Raw genomic sequence first — 19,793 nt, 5'->3', positions numbered from 1 at the left:
ACCGGATGACGACTGAGGCAGAGGCGCTTGCCAACATTCTTGCGTGGTCTGCCGATAGTCCGAACTGGCAGAAAGACGCCCTGCGGCGGCTTGCGACTCAGGCGACGTTGGAGCCGCCTGAGATCGACGAACTGGTCTCCATTTGCAAGGGAGAAAGCCAAGCGGCACGGCTGGATGCCGAGCATTTGCGCGATCCCAGCCGCGAGCAGGGCGAAGTCTATCTAAGACAGGTGCATGGCGTCCGACATGTCAACGCCTTGGCCGCTGACCAGCGGCTGACGCTCCACCGCGTCGGACTGACGATCATCTATGGCGATAACGGATCGGGCAAATCCGGCTATGCACGCATCCTGAAGAAGGCATGTCGTGCCCGTATGCCGAGCCGTGTTGAGGAGATCATACCCGACATCTATGACCCAGCACCGGGCACACCCTGCGCTACGATAGAATACGCGATCAGCGGTCAGAATCGCACTTGCGCGTGGCAGCTCGGTCAGGCGGCCGATGCCGCGCTGTCGGCCGTTAGCGTTTTCGATTCGCGTACAGCCAATATCCACGTCGATGAAACCAATGACGTGGCCTACACGCCGTTCCCGCTCAAATTGCTTGGAGCGTTGGCCCAGCTCTGCAAGTCGGTCAAAGATAAGCTGGCCGCCGAAATCACGCAGATTAAGGCACAGACGCCACAAAGCATCAAATCCCCGACGTGCAGCTCGACGACGGCCGTAGGCAGGCTTATGGCCCGACTTGCCGCTAACACCGACCCTACCATCGTCGAGAGACTGGCTGCACTCACCCAAGCAGAGCAAGACCGGTTGGCCCAGCTCACGGCGGACCTTTCCGGCGATCCGGCCCGCGCGGCGCGTCAACTCGCCGCGCTAAAGTCCAAGGTCGAGGGACATATTGCGCGCCTCGATGTGCTGTTTGCTTCGATCGGCGACGATACGGCCTCCAATCTGCGTCGGCTCGCGGACGTCAGCGATACGGCGCGACGGGCGGCAGAAGCCGCGTCCGGCGCGCTCTTCCACGACGAACCATTGCCGCAGATCGGGTCAGATGTTTGGCAGGCGCTATGGGCGAGCGCGCGAGCATTTTCCGATCAAGAAGCGTATCCCGACCGACGCTTCCCTGTAATCGATCCTGGCAGCGTATGTGTTCTTTGCCAGCAGGAATTGACCCCTGTTGCCGCCAGTCGGCTCAACCGCTTTGAGGCATTCGTGCGCGACGATAGCCAGCAGCGCGCCCAGGCCGCGCGCGCGGCATACGATGAGGCGCTTGCGACATTCGGGGGTGCCGCGTTTTCGCTGACCGAGCTTGCAAACATCGTGGCGACCGTCCGCGATGAGCTGCGGCAGGACACCGTGGCATTGGAAGTCAGGAATGTCGTCTTGCGCGCGCTGTGGCGTCATCGCCAGATCAGACGACGCCACGCGAGTCCTGCCGCCACGCTCGACGCGCCTATTGTCTCCTATCCGCGCCAAGCACTGACCGATCAGATCGCGGATATTGTAACGCGGTCGCACGCCTTGGCTGCCGAAGCCGACTCTCCGGCGCGTGCGGCGTTGCTTGCTGAAAAGGCCGAACTTGCCGATCGGCAATGGCTTAGCGGTATCAAGGCGGATGTTCTTGCAGAGATCGACCGCCTGAAACAGATTGCGCGTCTTGAGACGGCCCAGCGGGACACCGCCACCAATCGCATCACGACCAAGAGCACCGAGATTGCGCAGGCATTGGTGACGGACGCGCTCCGCGCGCAGTTCGCGCGTGAGGTCGCGAGCTTCGAGATCGCTGGCCTGGCAGTAGAGCTGCGCCAGCAGAGCAGTGCGCAAGGCGCCCCTCGTTTCAAGGTCGCGCTGACCCGCAAGCCGAGTGCCGCTGTGGGCCAAGTCTTGAGCGAAGGTGAGCATCGTTGTGTGGCGCTCGCTGCATTCATGGCGGAACTTGCCACCACCGAGAACAAGTCCGGCATTGTTTTTGACGATCCAGTATCGTCACTCGACCACATGCACCGAGAGGCTGTCGCGAAACGTTTGGTCGCCGAAGCGGCACGCCGACAGGTCATAGTTTTTACGCATGACCTTGCCTTCTTGTTCGAGTTGAACCGTGCGGCGGATAACGCCGATCCAAAACCGCAAGTTGCAATCAGCTCTGTCAGTCGGGGCGCAGACAAGGCCGGCTTTTGCCGTAGCGAGCCGCCATTCAAAGCGCGGCGTGTCAGCGACATTACGGCGAGCCTGACTAATCAGCTCGCAAACGAACGCTACCACTTTGATCAGGGCAATGAGGACGAATGGCGCAAGGCCGTCAAATCTATCGCCGGAACGCTGCGCGACACATGGGAGATCGCGGTTGAGGAAGTTGTCGGGCACGTCATCCGGCGTCTGTCTAACGAAGTGAAAACGCCTGGCTTGGTCAAATTGACCGCAATCACTGTTGCTGATTGCGAGGCCATGCGGGACGGATTTAGCCGCTGCTCCGAATTGATGCACAGCGCCGCCGCGGCACTGAATCGCCCGCTTCCGAGGCCAGATGTGCTCTCAGCCGAGATCAGCGCTTTGGCTGCTTGGGCGGATAGCCTCCGGCAGCGCCAGGGAGCTGCAAGGCTGCCCTGATTGCGGTCTTCCTGCAATACCGCTTAGCCGATGATGCCGCTAACGGCGGCTGCCCTTCCTGAGAGAGGGGTCACAGTTGGCGCCCCAGCGTGGATGAAACTGAGAACTACGTTTTCTCCGGAGCACTATGATATTTCAGCCTTGAGCACGCCCAAACCGCCAATCACTTCCGACACCCGCCGTCTCCGCTATTCCGGCGTTCTCGATACTAGCCCCGAACAACTGCCGTTGCCGGTCGAGAAACCATGTCCGTCCTTCTAAATCAGGACTGTCCGGCTCCAAGACGGATCACGAGAGCGTGTTTCCCTCCGTCCAGAGGAACGCGAACACACCCTTCGGTGGGCGCGACAGGCGTGTCGTCGAGGACAGCCTGCAATAAGTTGCGGCCGGTTCGGGACGGATTCTCAACGCGGATATCGTAACGGCTGAACGCCACCTTCACCGTGGCCTCAAATCCTGGCCAGGCGGCCGGTATGCAGGGGTCGACAATAAGAAAATCGTCCTCGCGTCGGATGCCCAATATTCCTTCCATGCCGGCGCGATACATCCATGCCGCCGAACCCGTGTACCAGGTCCAGCCCGCGCGTCCCACGTGAGGAGGAACCGAGTAGATGTCTGCGGCGACGACGTAGGGTTCGGCTTTGTATCGCTCGACCTCTTCGGGCGTCTTGGCATGATTGATGGGGTTGAGGAGTGAAAACAGGTCGGCAGCCGCTGTGCCGTCACCCAGCTTCGCGAAGGCGAGGATCGCCCACATGGCGGCATGGCTGTATTGCCCGCCGTTTTCACGGAGGCCCGGCGGGTAGCCCTTGATGTAGCCGGGATCGCGGGATGTCCTGTCGAAGGGCGGCGCGAACAGAAGGGCAAGATCGTCGTCGCGGCGGATGAGATGCTGATCGAGAGATGCCATCGCCAGCGCCGCGCGCTCCGGATCGGCAGCGCCCGATAAAACCGACCAGGACTGGGCGATTGAATCGATCCGGCACTCCTCGTTCTCCCTGGAGCCAAGCCAAGCACCATCGTCGAACGTCGCCCGGCGATACCATTCGCCGTCCCAGGCCTCACGCTCAAGCGCAGCCTGTACCGAGGTGGCATGCGCCCGCCAGCGCCGCGCACGGTCTGCATCACGGCCATCAGCGAATGGAGCGAAAAGCTCGATGGTGCGCACCAGCAGCCAGCCGAGCCACACGCTTTCGCCCTTGCCGCCCTCGCCCACGCGGTTCATGCCGTCGTTCCAGTCGCCGGTACCGATGAGGGGTAGGCCATGCTCGCCTGTAAGCTCGAGGCATTGGTCGAGACCACGCGCGCAGTGCTCGAAGAGCGAAGCTTGCTCATCCGCGATCATCGGTTGGAAGAAGGCATCGTGATCACCTGCCCCAAGGCTTGGCCCATCCAGAAACGGCAGGACCTCGTCCAGAACGGCGGCGTCACCGGACGTGGTGATGTAGGTGGCGGCGGCGAAGGCGAGCCAGACGTGGTCGTCCGAAATCCGCGTCCGCACGCCCTGTCCCGAATGCGGCAGCCACCAATGCTGGACGTCGCCTTCGACGAATTGCCGGGCTGCCGCGCGCAGGAGATGGCGGCGCGTCTCGTCCGGTGCGGCGAGAGACAATGCCATGCCGTCCTGGAGCTGGTCGCGGAAGCCGTAGGCGCCGCTCGCCTGGTAGAACGCCGAACGAGCCATGATGCGGCACGCGAGCGTCTGGTAGAGCAGCCAGCCGTTCAGCATGAGGTCCATCGCCCGGTCCGGCGTCTTCACCCGGACCGCGCCGAGCTGGGTCTCCCAGTGCCCGGTCACCGAGGTGAAGGCTGCGTCGAGATCGGCTTCGCGATGGCGCGTGATCAGCGTCCTTGCGTCTTCGACCGATCCGCATTGTCCGACCAGCCACACGATGTCGGTGATTTCGCCGGCGCCGAGTTCGATGCTCGTGGCCAGGGCCGTGCAGGGGTCGAGGCCGGCTCCGGTGGCACCGGACAGCACATTCCCGCGGGCGAGCGCGGCCGGCGCTTCGGGCTTGCCGTTGCGACCGAGGAACTCGGTGCGGTCCGCCGTCCAGCCGGTCTGCCGTCCGCCGAGATCGGCGAACGCGACACGGTCCCGAAAGCCGGTGCTCCATGGATTACGGACGAGGATGGCGCCCGTCGCCGTATCGATCTCCGTCACGATGAACGGCGCCGACGCCGCGCGCGAGGTCCCGAGCACCCATTCCGCGTAAGCGGTGATCGACAGCCGACGCGCGCGGCCCGAATTGTTGCGAAGCGTCAGGCGGGAGATCTTGACCGGATCGGCGAGCGGCACGAACTGCAGCAGGTCGAGGGCAATGCCGTTCGCCTCGTGCTCGAAGCGGCTGTAGCCGAATCCGTGGCGCGCGACATAGGTCCCGCCGTCGCGGACGGGTTGCGCCGTCGGGCTCCAGAGATCACCGGTGATCTCGTCGCGGACATAGATCGCCTCGCCGGAGGGGTCGGTCACCGGATCGTTCGACCACTCGGTCAACTGGTTCTCCCGGCTGTTCTCGGCCCAGGTGTAGCCGCTTCCCTCCGTCGAGACCTGGAAGCCGAAGCCGGAATTGGCGATCACGTTGATCCAGGGCGCGGGCGGCACGCGGGCGCCGTCGAGGACGGTCACGTATTCCCGCCCGTCCTTGTCGAAGCCGCCGAGGCCGTTGAAGAATTCGAGGCTGGCCGTCGCCGTCGCCACCGGCGGCTGGCGCGGGATCGCCGCTCTCGGAGGCTGGAGCGGCAACGCTCCGCCCGACGGCGGTCGTATGCGGGCGAGCTGATCGGCGAGGGGCCCGCGATGGGCGTGCAGGACGACACGGGCGGCCGCGTGCAGCAGCGATCGGGTCTCGGCGTTCATGAGGTCGGCACGGAGCGTGTAGACCGCGCCTTGCGCGGGAAGGTGGCCGACGCGCGGTCGCGACTGGCTGCTGCGCACCGCGGTTTCGATCGCGACCTGCAGGTCCTGCATGTAGGAGGCGGCGTGCTCGTTGACGATGACGAGATCGACGGCGAGGCGCTTCATGCGCCAGTATTCATGGGCGCGGAGCAATTGGGCGACCTGGGCGATGTCCTCGACATCGTCGATGCGCAGCACGACGACCGGCAGGTCGCCGGAGATCGCGTAGGGCCACAGGCCCGACTGCGGGCCCGCGCCGCGCAGGATCGCCTCCGCAGGCGCGCGGAAGCGCGGATCGGCGTAGAGGATGGGCGCTGCGAGGCGCTGGAAATCCGCCGCCTCCGTCGTCGCGATGCCGAGATGCCGAAGCTGGACCTGTCCCTGCGTCCACGCCAGGGTCTTCGCCCGGTCGAATGCGCTGCGGTCATGGTGCTTGTCGACCAGCCCCAGAAGTTCGTCTCGCGACGATGCGACGACGGTCCAGAAGGCGATCCGCGCGACCTTGCCGGGGGGAACCAACACGCGCTGCCTGAGCGAAAAGATCGGATCGAGAACGGTTCCCACCGTATTCGAAAGCGGCTGGCCTTCCTGGATAGCGGCAGCGTCGGCGACCGCGCGGCCCCGACCGAGGAAGCGGGCCCGATCGGTCTCATACTGCGGATCGGCGGCGATCTCGCCTTCCACGACGGCGAAATGCGCCGCCCAGAGTCGCGGCTCGTCGTTCGATCTGGGGCGTCGCGTCGCGATCAGTGCTCCGAACTCGGGAAGATGCTCGGTCTGCACGAACAGCTTGGAGAAGGCCGGATGCGCGTTGTCGGCGGCGGGCGGCGCCAGCACCACCTCCGCATAGGAGGTGATCTCGATCTCGCGCGGGCGGCGGCCGTTGTTGGTCAGGCATACGCGGCGGACCTCGCCGTCATCCTCGCCTGAGACCAGGACGTCCGTGGTCGTCGTCAGGCTGCCGTCGTGATGGACGAACTGGGCATGATCCTCACCAAAGAAGACTTCGTCGTGCTCTGCATCGCCTCCGGCGGGCTGCATGCCGACCGACCAGATCTTCCCGCTTCGGCTGTCCTTGAGGAAAATAAACGATCCCCAGTCGTCGCGGGTCGCGTCCTCCCGCCAGCGCGTCACGGCGATATCTCGCCAGCGGCTGTAGCCGGCGCCGGTGGTGTTCAGCATTACCGCGTAGCGCCCGTTAGAGAGCAGGTGGGTCGTCGGTGCTCCCCCCGTGAAGGCCGAAAGGCGGCGCACCGTCGCTGTGTCGGCGCCGGCCCCGGCGGGAGGCACCTTCACCTCCTCCGCCCGGGGATGCATGACGGCAACTTCCAGGGGCACGCGTTCCTGCAACAGAAGCTCGCTGGCCTTTATCATCGGTTCGCGATGGAACCGGGCACGCATCCAGCCGTCCTCCACAGTGTTGGCGATGGCGACAATGGTCATGCCCTGGTGATGCGCCATGAAGGCGCGCACGATCGCCACGTCCTCGTCGGCCGGCAGCCGCGAACGGGTGAAATCGAGAGCCTCGTAGAAGCCGTAGCGGCCGGAGGCAGCCATCGCCGCAAGCCGGACATAGTTCTGTCGTGCCCCCGGCGGGTCGACCATGGCCGCCAGCGCCGTCGCATAGGGTGCGATCACGGCATCTGCCGAGAGCCCGCGCTTGAGGCCGAGGCCGGGCACGCCGAAGTTGGAATACTGATAAGTGAGCTCGATGTCGCGAGCGTTGTAGGCCGACTCCGAGACGCCCCAAGGAACCCCGAGGGACCGCCCATACGCCTGCTGACGTTTCACCACCAGACGACTGGTCTGTCCGAGCAGACTGTCCTCGGGCGCGCGCATCACCAGCGACGGCATCAGGTATTCGAACATGGACCCCGACCAGGAGATCAGCGCCGCGCCAGCGCCGAGCGGCGTTACCGCCCGGCCGAGGTGGAACCAGTGCCGTGTCGGGATGTCGCCCTTGGCGATCGCGAACAGGCTGGCGAGCCGCGCTTCCGAGGCGAGAAGATCGTAGCAGCTCGGGTCGAGGCTGTTGTCGGCGAGCGAATAGCCGATCGAAAGCAGCTTCCGGTCGGGATCGAGGAGAAACGCGAAATCCATCGCCAGCGCCATCTCGCGCGCCGTATCGGCGATCACCTTCAACCGCCCGTTCAGGGGGCGGGCGGGATCGGCAATGCCGGGACGATCGCGCAAATGTTCGAACCCGGCCCTCTTCAACGCCTCGATCCAGAACAAAAGGTCCGGTGTATCGCCGTCGTCGGCCATGGGCATGGGTATGATGCTGCGGGCGGCCTCGGCCGCCTTTGCGGCAAGCCGGTTCAGGGGCGCGGCTATCGACTCGATCGCCTCGGCGCCGTTCAACCGGGTTTCGATCTCGTCGAGAGCGGCGATGAGCGGTTGCCCTCTGCCATTCGTCGGCAAGGAGTCGGTGGCCTCGCGCGCCAGTCGGAGGGCATCCTTCATGCCGCCCCTCACATCCGGCATGCATGCCGGATCCATCCATTCTTCGCAGGCATTGGCGAGCGCGATCAGATGGCCGGCGAGATTGCCGCTGTCGACCGACGAAACATAGGCGGGGTCGAGCGGGCGCAGATCCTGAATATCGTACCAGTTGAAGAAGTGCCCCTTGAACAGGGCGAGCTTCCGCATCGAGCCGAGTGCCGCCTCCAGGCGCTCGACGGTCTCGGTCGTTCCCGCCCAGCCGAAGTCGCGGGCGGCGACGGCGGACAGGAGATAGAGTCCAATATTGGTGGGCGACGTGCGGTGCGCGAGCGTCGGCTTCGGATCCTCCTGAAAGTTGTCGGGCGGCAGCATGTTGTCGGCCGGCGTCACGAACGTCTCGAAATAGCGCCAGGTGCGGCGCGCGATGAGGCGCAAATGGGTCGCATCTGCCGGCGAAATCGAGCGCCGACGCGCAAGGGACGACGGCCGGCTGATCCCGAAGGCGAGCGCCGGCGCGGCCGACCACAGCAAGGCAAAAGGCAGGACGAGCGGCCATGAAGCCGGTGCTGCCGCCACTGCGCCGGCCGCAAGCGGGAGGCCGAGCGCCACGCCGCCCGCCATACCGCGATAGAAGCCTCCCAGATCCAGCCGCGGCGCGGCTGTCGATTTCGCCGCCGTCGTCCACTCGAGGAGACGACGGCGAGTCACGAACAGCCGCAACAGGGTTCTGGCGATGGCGTCTCCCGCCCGTCGCGCATGGTCGGGCAGGAAGGCGACCGAGAGAGACACTTGGGCGGCCGCGAGTCGGAGGCTGCCGGCAAGTGCGCCGAGATGGTTGCGAACGCGAAGTCCGGCGCGGCGCGGCAAGACCGAGAAGGCGCTCGGGAGGAATGCCGGGGTGGCGACGGCGGTGAGGACGAGCAGGAGCCCGACGATGGCGGCCGGTATCGGCAGCAACCAGCAGAGGGCAACGGCCATCAGCGTGGTCGGCGCTAGCAGCGACCGCCTCATATTGTCCAGCATCTTCCAGCGGCCGAGGAGCGGCATCGCCCCGCCGCGGCCAACCACCCAGGGCAAGAGCTGCCAGTCGCCGCGTATCCAGCGATGCTGGCGCTTGGCGGCAACATCGAAGCGGCTCGGGAAGTCCTCGACGACCTCGATGTCGGAGGCAAGGCCGGCGCGGGCAAAAACACCCTCGAAGAGATCGTGGCTGAGGAGCGCGTTCTCCGGAACACGGCCGGCGAGAGCCGCCTCGAAAGCGTCGACGTCGTAGACGCCCTTGCCGGTATAAGACCCCTCACCGAAGAGATCCTGGTAGACGTCCGAGATCGCTGCCGCATAAGGGTCCATGCCGGCGGGACCCGAGAAGACCCTTTGATGAAAGGACCCCTCCCGTCCAATCGGCAGCGCCGGGGTGACGCGCGGCTGGAGGATCGCATAGCCGCCGACAACCCTTTGCTCGCGGTCGCTGAACTGCGGCCGGTTCAGTGGGTGGGCCATCTTGCCGACCAGGCGTCGCGCGGCATCGCGCGGCAGTCTGGTGTCGGCATCGAGGGTGATGACAAAGCGGACATTGTCCGGAACATGAGGTGCGTGCCCAGCCACCGCCACAAAGGTTGTGTCGGGCGCGCCGCGTAGAAGCCGGTTCAGTTCGTGCAGCTTGCCCCGCTTGCGCTCCCATCCCATCCATGTGTTCTCGCCGGCGTTGAACAGGCGGCGGCGATGCAGAAGAAGAAAGCGGTCGCCTTCGGGTCCCGGGCCGTAGCGGCGGTTCAATTGCGCGATCGCCTCGGCTGCGACGGCGAGCAGGTATGCGTCGTCCTCGACGACTTCCCGGTCCGCATCGACGCCGTCGGACAGAAGGGCGAAGGTCAGGTCTCCGCCGGAGCCGGCGAGATGATGGACTTCCAGCCGCTCGACCTGTTCCATGAGATCGGCCTCACTGGTCAGCAGCGTCGGAACGGCGACCAGTGTGCGCAGCGACTCTGGGACACCCTCGGCGAGTTCAAGGCCGGGCAAGACGGCCGCGCCGAAGCTCCATGTGATCGCACGGTTGACCAGCGCGGTTGCCATCTCGGTTGCCGGCACGAATCCTGTCAGGGCAAACAGGGCAAGCCAGCGGGCATCGATGTCCGAAGCCGAAAGCGCCCATAGGGCGAGCGCCAGCAGCGCCGTGGTGACGGACAAGATCAAGCCGGCGTAGCCACCGACGCCGAGACGCATACCGAGACGGCTCATCCGTAACCGGGGAGGCGGCCTGAAGCCGATCGTCCGCTCAAACGCACTGCGCCCACCGGCGATCAGATGAAAGCCAGGATCACCGACCTTCTCGCGTTCCCTCGGATCAGTCACCCCTTCGGCCGCCCTGTGCGATACCGTGAGTACCTGCTCGGCGATTTCGAGCTCGGTTGATGGCGAGCCGCGGGCGAGCTCCTCGATCGCGCTTCGGTAAAGATTGCGGGTCGGGAAATCCATCTTGGCGAACGCGCTTCCGCCGCGAAGCTGCTTGTCGATGAGACTGAGGCTCTCGAACAGGGCCGCCCAGTCGATGTCGGAGATCAGCCGCATGCTGGTTATGACATTGCGGACCGAAACATTGGACGCGCCCAGCCTCTGCTGGGCATGCTGCACCACGTCCTCGATCGAGACGCCCTGCATCCCGAGCCGCTCCGCGAGCCAGCCGAGCGCCGGGGTCGTTCGCGGATCCTGATCCCTCAGGCGCTTGGCGAGCTGCGCTGCGAACACCTCCGACAGGGGTGCAGACGAACGCGCGGCGATGTCCGCGTCGAGCGCGGATCGCGCACCGCCCGATCCCAGAAGACGGTCGGCGAGCGCGTCGGCATCCGCACGCTCCTTTCGTCCCACGACGATCTGGTCAGCCAGCCGCCGCAGGTTCTCGATCAGGACGATGCGCAGCGTGATCGCGACGGCCCACAACTCGCCGATCGTGAGCGGCTGAACCTGCTGATAGGCTCCGATGAACCGGCACAATATCTCGGGATCGAAATGACTGTCTGTGTGGGCAACGAAAGCCCAGGCGAGGCCAAACACACGCGGGTACCCGGCGAACGGCCCGCCCGCCAGCTTAGGCAACTGCCGATAGTAGCCGGGCGGCAGGTCATCCCGGATTTCGCGGATCTGTTCCTCGACCAGGTGATAGTTGTCGAGCAGCCACTCCGCTGCCGGCACCACGCTCCGGCCGCTTTCGAGGTCCGAGGCGCAGATGCGATAGGCGGCTAGCAAGGCAGCGGCATTGTGATTTAGCCGGGCCTGAAGAGACCTAACGGCTGGCGGTCGTGCTGTGACCTGCTGCGCCGCAGCCAGACTTTCCGCATGCTGCTCGAGGCGTTCGACGCCAAACAGCTCCTCGCGCACCGGCGCAATGGCGTTCCAGGGGGCTGGGGGAGAGCGGGGCCACAGCCCTCTGCAGAAGAAGGTCGGAAGCATCGTGCCTTTCCGGTCGGCACGGATAGCGCCAGGTGCCGAGGTATCTCTACCCTTTGTCGGGCGACGTGCCATCCGCGTCCAGAGCGGACTGCAGCTCGGCGGGATCGACGGAAACGACCTGATAGCTTGGTGAAGACACTGAGACAGCCGGAAGATGGAGCATCGTTGCTGTGCGATGAAAGGCAAGAAAGGAGAGGCCGGGAATCTCCTCCTCGTCCACGACAAGCCGATAGGTTCCTGCAGGCTGTGGTCCGTCGATAGACGACAGGGTGAAAGTGTTTCTGAAAGTAACCGTCGTCTCCGTTGTCCGGACAGCCATGACCGCGTCCTTAAGGCTTCTTTTTCCTGGAAAGTGCCACTGAAGCCGTCGGCCCTTTGAACGGGGAGGTTGAAGGGACGGAAGGTTCCTTCGCCTTCTTCGGTTTTCGGGCCTCGCGATTGCTGCGCTTTTGTCCTTTGGCCATCAAAGCCTCTCAAGAGCATGACCGCTTTGCGGTCGGGTGAAAATAAAAATGAAACTCGTCCGCTTGCGGTGGCCCCTACAAACACACGAAATCACATTTCAAGCAGAGATAGCTTCAGTAGCGCGCAGCTTGCGTGCGCACAGATCAGCTTGTCCAACGGACCCCGATGTATGTCATATGCGCTTTTGGTCCCAGCATTACAAGGTCAAGGCCTCATTCCGCCAAAAGGCATGGATTTCACCAGGTTCATCGCAAAAGCGTAGAATACATCTTATTTCTTTCAGGCCTTCGCCGCCAGGCGATGCCACGAGCATGATTTGGTTGCCCGACCGTATGAGTGGAAGATTCGCGGTGCGGGCACGCACAAGAGAGAGCCATGGTCACCTTGAGAATCCGCCACAGGACGACCTACCGCTACGGTAAACCCGTCGGCCTGCGCCCGCATCGCCTCATGCTTCGGCCGCGGGAGAGCCGCGAACTCCATCTGCTGTCAATGGAACTGACCGTGGAGCCGCATGCGGTTGTGACCTGGGCGCAGGATGTTGCGGGCAACATGGTAGCGACAGCCACTTTCCAGACCAGGGCCGACAGCCTGATCGTCAACAGCATCGCCGAATTGGAGCTCGACGCCATCCCATGGCCGATCTTCGATGTCGCAGCGTCTGCAATCTTCTATCCTTTTCGATACAGCGACGACGACTGGACGGATCTAGGGGCCCTGGCAATTCCACAGCATCCTGATCCAACAGGACGACTGCGCGAATGGGCCCAAGCTTTCGTGCGCAGCAATCCGACCGACACGCTTTCGCTCCTCAAGGACATCAATGCCGGCGTCCTGACATGGATCTCCTATCAGAGTCGCGATGACGAGGGCACCCAGTCACCCATGCAGACTCTGGAATGCGGTAGGGGGTCGTGCCGCGACTTGGCCGTTCTCTTCATCGAGGCGGTGCGGACCCTCGGATTTGGAGCGCGGATCGTGTCGGGCTATCTTCACAATCCGGCTCAGGAGATTGTCGGATCCGAAGGTGCAGGTACAACCCATGCCTGGGCGGAAGTCTATGTGCCGGGCGCGGGCTGGATCACCTTCGATCCGACGAACCGCAGCGTTGGTGGTGTCAATCTCATTCCCGTCGCAGTGGGGCGAGACATCCGGCAGGTGACTCCCGTAGCCGGCAGCTTCGTCGGGATGAGCGATGCCTTCGACGGTATGTCAGTGGAAGTTAGCGTCAGTTCCACGTTCCGCCCGTCAGAATAGGAGTCACCATTGTCGTGAGGGAGGCACGGCAGGCTGCTTGTGGCGTTCTTGCCTGCTAGACGATGTCAGCCAGACCAACGCGAGGAACCCTGCCGCGGCCGAGATGACTGAGGCGCCCATCACGCCGAGCTTGACAGAGTCCAGGAGAACGGAGTCGAAAGCCAATTCGGCAATGAAAAGCGCCATGGTGAAGCCGATGCCGGTCAACAGACTTCCGGCGATCAGCAGGCCCCATGACAGTTCGCCCGGAAGGATTCCCGCGCGCAGCTTCACGGCCAGGAAGCTGAACAGAACGACCCCGACGGGCTTGCCGACCACAAGGGCGGCGAAGATGGCCGTCGTGAGAGTGTGGTCGAAGCTCGCAGCCGCTATCGGAACGCCAGCGTTCGCAAGGGCAAAGAGCGGCATGATCGTGAACGCCACCCACGGATGAAGAGCGAATTCCAGGCGCTCGATCGGGGACAGGGCTTCGCGGGCAGCAACGCCGGCCTGACGGAGGTCACGGCGCGCCACCTTGTCGCCACTCCAGTGGTCACCGGGAGGATAGGCGACAACACGGTCGAATATGGCATGCAGACGCGTGTCGCTCACCCAGCTTCGCGCTGGGGTCATCAATCCGAGAATCACGCCTGCAAGCGTCGCGTGGATGCCCGATGCGTCGAACGCCAGCCAGATGCAGCCGCCTATGGCGAAATAGACGGGAATGCTGCGAATGCCCAGGCGTGCGATCCCCGCCACGACAGCAAGCCCGACAGCGACCAAGCCGATCGCGTTCCAGTTCAAGTCTCCGCCATAGCCGATCGCGACCACCAGAATGGCGCCGATGTCATCGAAAATCGCGAGGGAGAGCAGGAACAGCCGTAAGCTTTGCGGAATGCGAGACCCCAGGATAGCGAGGCACCCGATGACGAAGGCGGTATCGGTGGACATGACAGTGCCCCAGCCGCTCGCACCCGGTCCGCCACCGACCAGCAGCAGAAATAGCCCAGCCGGAACCACCATTCCGCCGAGAGCGGCGGCGACGGGCAGCGCCGCCATTCGCGGATTGCGCAACTCTCCCAGCACCAGCTCGCGTTTCAGCTCGAGGGCGATGACGAAGAAAAAGAGCGTCATCAGCCCATCGTTGACCCAGTGCTTCAGCGAACGGGAGAACTCGATCCCGCCAAGGGTGAGCCCCGCGTGCATCTCCCAGAAGGCGAGGAATTGCTCGGACCACGCTGTATTGGAGAGTACCAGAGCGACGAGCGTGCTGAGCAACAGGACGACTCCGGCCATCGCCTCGACGCGCAGGAACCGCATGAACGGCCTCGTAAGCCGATCTGCCGGCTCCCTGGGAAGCCGCGTGAGATGGTCGTTCATTTCCACAAACTCTCGTTCTATCTGTCGGCGGGAATTGCCAAATGTCCGACCCTAGTCGGATATCAGCCGGGGAGACAGGCGCCCCCTACCGCGCGCCGGAAGCACCTTTGTGATCGTGCAGGAAGCGCGCGATCCGAGATTTCAGTTCTGCGGGATCATAGACATTGTCCGCAGTCGCGCGCTGAAAGATGGTTCGCTGGATATCGGTCGGCAGATTACTCCACTCCTCGACCAGGGCGGCGCCGAGGCATTCCAAAACGCGGCGCTCCGTGTCTGGCAAGCCGCGCACCTCGTAGCGCAAGGGCGACGGCACGGCCGGCGCCCCACCTTCGTCGTCCCAACGGGCGAGAGCGATGGCCTTCTGCTTTGCGGCTTTCGCGCGTTGCGACTGCGTCTTCGCCATTTCCATATTATCGCACAAACAGCGTGCGGTCGTCACGAGGCGGGCGATGGGGCAGACGCCATCTCACGAAACGAAACAAGCTTATGCTGTCCTTCATCCCAAACAACCTTACGCACACAGCGAAGGCTATGGCACGTCCGTGTCGGTGATCGACGAAGGCTCGGTTCACCGATCCCTGCAAGCGGTCATGTTACTAGGGTGACCATGAACGCGTGACAGCACTGCTCCGCGGAGAACGTTATGGCGACTTATGCCGCTAATCCGCCGAAGCAGCCATTCAATTTGGGATCCGCCGGATAGGCGTAGGCCGGCCATCCCACTCGAACAGATTCGAACTTTTCGCCGCCGAGGATCGCCGTTCCTACGACGCTGCACATACTTCGATTTACTTCGGCGTAGCCGGTACGGCTTTGGCGTAGGGATAGCGGCTTATGACGGTGAGATGGTGCACCCGGCACGATTCGAACGTGCGGCCTTCGCCTTCGGAGGGCAGATCGGCAGGCCATAACTTTGTTGTCACTGTATGAAGCAATATATGACATGTGGCTAAGGCCTGTGTACGAGAGGGGGCTACATTGGGAAGCCGGACTCTTCCGTTGACGGATTTAGCCATATTTCATATATGGTTATGTCAGATTGAGACAAAGTAGTTCATGTCATGTCCCGGCTCGTCTCCGCCCCTTTCTTTAGCGCGCATCCGGTCTTCGACCGCGCGGAATACGCGGCTGCCGTAGGCCGGGATCCGAGCGACAAGGTCGTCACCGCGATGCTTGCTCAGCACCTTCAAGCCGGCAACATCAAGCGGGTCGCGCGGGGCGTCTTCGCTTCCGTTCCCAAACACGCCGACGCCCGAAAGTGGTCGGTCGACCGGTTCTTGGCAGCTTCCCGATTACGCCGGGGCGCTGTCATCGCCTATCACTCGGCGATAGAGCTGCATGGCTCCGCCTACACGGAGGGGTATGAAGTCCAGGTGATCGCGCCCGGTGAGCCAGGTGTGCTTGAAGCCGCCGGCTTTTCGTGCCGCTTCATCAAGCCGCCGCGCGGCATCGCTCGGCGAGGCGGAGAGGTGAAGGACGGGGTGACGGTTGTCGACCGCATGGGGCTCGATGTTCGCGTCACGACGGTCGAGCGTACGATCGCAGATCTGTTCGACCGCTACGAACTCGCCGGCGGGGCGGATGAGCTGTTCAACTCTCTCGACCTCGTGGCACGGGTCGATGCTGCAGCACTGGTTCGCCACATGCGCGCGCTCGGCAACGCAGCGGCGGCCGGTGCGCTGGGCTTCTGGCTCGAGCGCGAACAAAAGCGGCTTGGCATTCCCGATACGGCGCTCCGGCAACTGCACGCGATGGCACCGCGTCAGGCTCGTTACGCCCTGGGCGCCAGGCCGGGAGAGGGGAGGACGGCCAAGGGCTGGAACGTAATCCTGCCCGTCGACGTCGTAGAACGCCGGTTCGAGGGTCTGTGAATGGCGGCGCCTTCGGCTCAGACGCTTCAGCGGATTGCCGACGATACCGGTCATCAGGCTGGGACGCTCGAAAAGGTAATCCGGCTCCTCGATATCCTGCAGGAAGTAGCGGGCGACACCATCTTGAGTGAACGGCTGGCTCTCAAGGGCGGCACGGCGCTCAATGTCTTTCATCTTGGTCTCGACCGGCTGTCGGTTGATATCGACCTCAACTATATCGGGGCGCTTGAGTGATCGGCGATGAAAGCTGAGCGGCCAGAGGTCGAAGCTGCTCTCAACCGTCTCCTTGCATCTCAAGGCTATGTCGTTCGACGCCAGCCTGATGAGCATGCGGGCGGCAAGTGGCTTCTGCGCTTTGCCTCAGCGTTGGGTGGAAACGCCACGTTGGAGCTCGATGTGAATTATACGGCGCGACAGCCGTTGTTCGGCGCCACTCGTATGCCGTCCACTGCGCTCGGTGACGTACGCGCAGAACGAGTGCTGGTCCTCGACCTCCATGAGATCGTTGCCGGCAAGCTCGTTGCACTCTTCGACCGGCACGCAGCGCGCGATCTTTTTGACGCGCGCCGCATCCTGTCGCTCGATGGGCTCGACTGGAAGAAGATCAAGGCCGCCATGCTCGCTTTTGGCGCCTGCGGGCGCCGAGACTGGCGAACAGTGTCAATCGATTCCATCAAAGGCGATCCGCGCGAACTTCGGCAAAAGCTTATGATTTGTCTGCCGCGCGGCTATTTCGCTGACCGGCGTGCGATTGACACTTGGGTTGAGGAATCCCACCATCCTCGTCTTTCACTGACGAGCGCACGTTCGAGATCTGACGTGTTGGGCACACCGAGACCACATTGGATCGGAAGCCACTCAATTGGACAAAAGCGGACGACGCATCGCCAGCCATCTTCGGACGCCTGGTGTGCTTGCTTGAGGCACGGTGCACGCTTGCTTGAGGGTGCTGCTGATCGCCGTCCATGACATACTCCAAGCCCTGCCATTCGGCGTCGGCGATGGGTGCGTGTATGTCGGAAAAGCGAGGCGGGTCTGAGTCAGCGGATCGAAGCCGATGTTCCCGGACCGGCGCATCGGTTGCTGCTGTCCGAGCGAGACTCTTGATGAACCTAAGGATTTCCTCTGCCGTGTCGCGGCGGATCTTCATCCCGTAGCTGAGAATCGATCCGCTTCCAGACATCCGTGACTCTGCTTCAGCAATCATGCCTTCCAGCCGTCGCTGTATCGCCTCGATGTGATCTGGCATTCTCTCACTCCAAGCGCCGTATCTGCTAGCTTTGGAGGTCGTGATGCGAGACCGGCATCGACTGCTGGCCTCGCATACACACACTGTCACGCTGTGACTCGTGGCGGGCTGCGACGCACGAACCACAGCCGCGCGGCTGCGAGAACCGCGACCGCTGTGCCGATAGCGAGGTGCACGCCCTTCGCAGCTGCATTTTCCGAAAAGGCGATCGCCCAGGGCGCGATGCCTGCCCAGACGCCGAGTGCCAGATTGATCCACTCCTCCCACTGAGTGAAGGCGACGAGTGCGCCGAGCGCGACGAGTGCAATAGCAGCACCGGTGATCCACGCGTTCCAGGCTGCAGTAGCCTCAGCGGTGAAGTCCAGCGCCCAGGGGGCGAGCGCCAGGCACACGCCGAGGACGACGTTTACAATGTCGATGACATTCTCTTTGATGTTGAGTGTCGTGAGTCTGTCGAACATGACTTCTCTCCGTTTTCGTCACTTTGTGGTTAGGGATGCTTCCCGGGGAAGCTGTTGGAGTGGTGTCGTCAGCTCCCGCACTAGCGGCACCACGAGACTCATTGGCGGACGACCCGACCGTCCCAATCGGATTGTCGAGCCCGTCTTCGTCCTCGACGTCGTCGCGCTGCAAGTTTAGCAGCCATTGGCGGAGCCAGGTCGGATCGACTGCTGCGGCGCCAATCTCGCGAAGCGCGATGACGGTCGGCTTGTCCCCGTCAGGAGACACGCGCGGTGTGTGCCCGCAGCTCAACGCACGGGCGCGCGCCGCGGCGAGCAGCACAAGCTCGAAGCGGTTCGGTATGACCCGTTCGCAATCGATGGTCGTGATCCGTGCCATACCGCCTCCTATGCGGCCCGACGGTCCCCGCTGCTGGCTGCTCGGACGAAGGCAAGAGGGGTGTCGCGCTCTTTGAGGCTGAGGAGCGCGCACTTGATCTCGTCGAGGCGCGAAGGTTCGCGCCCTTCCGGCATTGCCTCGTCACTCGCGAGCTGTAGCAGGTACTCGTCCCAGGCCCACCGGGCGAGAAGCTCTCGCTTGCTGGCAGCGGTCAGATGAGGGTGTTCCACCACCTCGCGCGGCGAGCGGAACACGGCAGCCGGATTGATCAGAGCGCGGTCGAGATCCGGCATCCCCGACCGGTCGCAACTGCCGTAAGGTGCCCTCAGTGCGGTGATCGGGCGGTGGTGCGGCGGCGCTTGCTGGACTGGCCGTGCCTGCTCCTCGTAGACCTCCTCGGTGCCGCTATGCCGCAGTGCGTGCCCCGCATGATCTTGACCTTGGACGATAAAGGTGAGGCCCTGCCGTTCGGCATAGCCCACGGCAGCTTCCCGGGTCGGGAAAGTCAGCTCGACCTGAGTAAGCGGATCGTCCCCACTGGTCCAACCCATCAGGGGTTCGATAAAGGGCGGGGTCCGTCGCTCGAAGCGGAGCTTCCAATGCCGCGTGTTCGCCTTGCCCGATGTCATAGCGGAGCGGGAGGGCCGATAGATCACCGCGACCGCATCATCGGGAAACACAGAAGCCGTCAATGGTGTCTTCGGTATGCTGACGGGCCCGGTCAGGTCCTCGCGTGCGCTCTCGACTAACTCCAACATTGCTGCCGCCTTCGCAGAGGTGGCGGCGGGAGCGCGCCAGCTCCCGCCCGCCGGAGTTTCCTTTCTGTTTATTTGCCGTTGATCGCGATGCGCTTCACGTTGCGTTGCGCCTCGGTCGACCTCGGCAGGGTGACGACGAGCACGCCGTTGCGGAAGGACGCGTTCACCTTGTCCTCATCAATGTCGTCGACGGGGATGCGCCGCTCAAACCGGCCGTAGAAGCGCTCGCTGAACAGCCTGTCGTTGTCTTCCGTCTCGGTCTTCTTCTCGCCCTTGATGGCGAGCACGCCGTTCGACAGTTGGACTTCGATGTCCTTTTCCTCGAGGCCAGGGAGCTCGGCCGTAATCCTCACCTCTTTGTCGTTCTCGCTCACCTCGATGTCCGGCCACGACCAGGGTCCGTTGAGCACGCGGCCGGAGCGGAACGGGGTGAAGTCGAACCCGCGGAAGACGTCGTCGAACAAGCGGTTCATTTCACGGTGCAAAGTAAGGAAGGGCGTGCCTTCCTCTCCGCGCTGCACCGGAACGCGGATGCTGCGGTTCCAGGGAATGAGCTCTCTCATGCTCATGTTACGCCTCCTATGTCAAACTGGC

General features: G+C 63.5%; 11 protein-coding genes and 1 pseudogene. 4 read left to right on the top strand and 8 right to left on the bottom strand.

What is annotated here, in order from left to right:
- Positions 1–5 precede the first annotated feature (5 nt).
- Entirely contained in the window at positions 6–2,612 is a 2,607-nt protein-coding gene (locus FRZ61_RS15970; RefSeq protein ID WP_151118679.1) for an AAA family ATPase, read from the top strand.
- Between the two features lie 262 nt (positions 2,613–2,874).
- On the opposite strand, the gene FRZ61_RS15965 is transcribed toward FRZ61_RS15970, so the two are convergent.
- Positions 2,875–11,400 (bottom strand): GH36-type glycosyl hydrolase domain-containing protein, encoded by an 8,526-nt coding sequence (locus FRZ61_RS15965; RefSeq protein WP_151118678.1) that lies wholly within the window; start codon positions 11,398–11,400, stop codon positions 2,875–2,877.
- 46 nt (positions 11,401–11,446) lie between these two features.
- Positions 11,447–11,719: a hypothetical protein gene (locus FRZ61_RS15960; RefSeq protein ID WP_151118677.1), complete on the bottom strand. Its 273-nt coding sequence runs from the start codon at positions 11,717–11,719 to the stop codon at positions 11,447–11,449.
- Between the two features lie 521 nt (positions 11,720–12,240).
- On the opposite strand from FRZ61_RS15960, the gene FRZ61_RS15955 reads away from it, so the two are divergent.
- Entirely contained in the window at positions 12,241–13,122 is an 882-nt protein-coding gene (locus tag FRZ61_RS15955) for a transglutaminase family protein (protein WP_151118676.1), read from the top strand.
- A 3-nt stretch (positions 13,123–13,125) separates the two neighbouring features.
- On the opposite strand, the gene nhaA is transcribed toward FRZ61_RS15955, so the two are convergent.
- Both nhaA and FRZ61_RS15945 read right to left on the bottom strand, forming a co-directional pair.
- Complete coding sequence (gene nhaA, locus FRZ61_RS15950) at positions 13,126–14,421, bottom strand: Na+/H+ antiporter NhaA (RefSeq protein ID WP_225308832.1); 1,296 nt, start codon at positions 14,419–14,421, stop codon at positions 13,126–13,128.
- 145 nt (positions 14,422–14,566) lie between these two features.
- Positions 14,567–14,884 (bottom strand): hypothetical protein, encoded by a 318-nt coding sequence (locus FRZ61_RS15945; protein WP_151118674.1) that lies wholly within the window; start codon positions 14,882–14,884, stop codon positions 14,567–14,569.
- A gap of 658 nt (positions 14,885–15,542) precedes the next feature.
- Here FRZ61_RS15945 and FRZ61_RS15940 point away from each other — a divergent pair.
- Together FRZ61_RS15940 and FRZ61_RS15930 are read left to right on the top strand one after the other, a co-directional pair.
- Positions 15,543–16,352 carry a type IV toxin-antitoxin system AbiEi family antitoxin domain-containing protein gene (locus tag FRZ61_RS15940; RefSeq protein WP_151118673.1) on the top strand — a complete coding sequence of 270 codons (810 nt, stop codon included), beginning with the start codon at positions 15,543–15,545 and terminating at the stop codon, positions 16,350–16,352.
- Positions 16,353–17,321: pseudogene (locus tag FRZ61_RS15930) on the top strand (nucleotidyl transferase AbiEii/AbiGii toxin family protein).
- A gap of 366 nt (positions 17,322–17,687) precedes the next feature.
- Here the strand turns inward: FRZ61_RS15930 and FRZ61_RS15925 are convergent.
- From FRZ61_RS15925 to FRZ61_RS15910, 4 genes are all read right to left on the bottom strand, one after another.
- The gene (locus FRZ61_RS15925) at positions 17,688–18,062 is read right to left on the bottom strand and encodes an SPW repeat protein (protein WP_151118670.1); all 375 of its coding nucleotides are present in this window, start codon (positions 18,060–18,062) and stop codon (positions 17,688–17,690) included.
- Positions 17,950–18,441, bottom strand: coding sequence for a DNA-directed RNA polymerase subunit omega (rpoZ, locus tag FRZ61_RS15920; protein WP_151118669.1), 492 nt, complete (start codon positions 18,439–18,441; stop codon positions 17,950–17,952). The genes FRZ61_RS15925 and rpoZ overlap by 113 nt, the downstream gene beginning before the upstream one ends.
- Positions 18,442–18,449: 8 nt before the next feature.
- A complete protein-coding gene (locus tag FRZ61_RS15915) occupies positions 18,450–19,199 on the bottom strand; it encodes an ETC complex I subunit (RefSeq protein ID WP_151118668.1) in 750 nt (249 codons plus the stop codon).
- A 68-nt stretch (positions 19,200–19,267) separates the two neighbouring features.
- Positions 19,268–19,768 (bottom strand): Hsp20/alpha crystallin family protein, encoded by a 501-nt coding sequence (locus FRZ61_RS15910; protein ID WP_151118667.1) that lies wholly within the window; start codon positions 19,766–19,768, stop codon positions 19,268–19,270.
- Between the last annotated feature and the right edge of the window lie 25 nt (positions 19,769–19,793).

It is taken from the genome of Hypericibacter adhaerens (genome assembly GCF_008728835.1).
In the GTDB taxonomy this organism is placed as follows: domain Bacteria; phylum Pseudomonadota; class Alphaproteobacteria; order Dongiales; family Dongiaceae; genus Hypericibacter; species Hypericibacter adhaerens.
The sequence above is the reverse complement of the archived record's forward strand: the minus strand, read 5'-3'. Positions and strand labels throughout refer to the sequence as shown.

Excerpts from the sequence above, each read along its gene's own strand:
- FRZ61_RS15910 (WP_151118667.1), bottom strand. The coding sequence starts at position 19,768 with ATGAGCATGAGAGAGCTCATTCCCTGGAACCGCAGCATCCGCGTTCCG.
- nhaA (WP_225308832.1), bottom strand. The coding sequence starts at position 14,421 with ATGCGGTTCCTGCGCGTCGAGGCGATGGCCGGAGTCGTCCTGTTGCTC.
- FRZ61_RS15965 (WP_151118678.1), bottom strand. The coding sequence starts at position 11,400 with ATGCTTCCGACCTTCTTCTGCAGAGGGCTGTGGCCCCGCTCTCCCCCA.
- FRZ61_RS15940 (WP_151118673.1), top strand. The coding sequence starts at position 15,543 with ATGTCCCGGCTCGTCTCCGCCCCTTTCTTTAGCGCGCATCCGGTCTTC.
- FRZ61_RS15960 (WP_151118677.1), bottom strand. The coding sequence starts at position 11,719 with ATGGCTGTCCGGACAACGGAGACGACGGTTACTTTCAGAAACACTTTC.
- FRZ61_RS15915 (WP_151118668.1), bottom strand. The coding sequence starts at position 19,199 with ATGTTGGAGTTAGTCGAGAGCGCACGCGAGGACCTGACCGGGCCCGTC.
- rpoZ (WP_151118669.1), bottom strand. The coding sequence starts at position 18,441 with ATGGCACGGATCACGACCATCGATTGCGAACGGGTCATACCGAACCGC.
- FRZ61_RS15955 (WP_151118676.1), top strand. The coding sequence starts at position 12,241 with ATGGTCACCTTGAGAATCCGCCACAGGACGACCTACCGCTACGGTAAA.
- FRZ61_RS15945 (WP_151118674.1), bottom strand. The coding sequence starts at position 14,884 with ATGGCGAAGACGCAGTCGCAACGCGCGAAAGCCGCAAAGCAGAAGGCC.
- FRZ61_RS15925 (WP_151118670.1), bottom strand. The coding sequence starts at position 18,062 with ATGTTCGACAGACTCACGACACTCAACATCAAAGAGAATGTCATCGAC.
- FRZ61_RS15970 (WP_151118679.1), top strand. The coding sequence starts at position 6 with ATGACGACTGAGGCAGAGGCGCTTGCCAACATTCTTGCGTGGTCTGCC.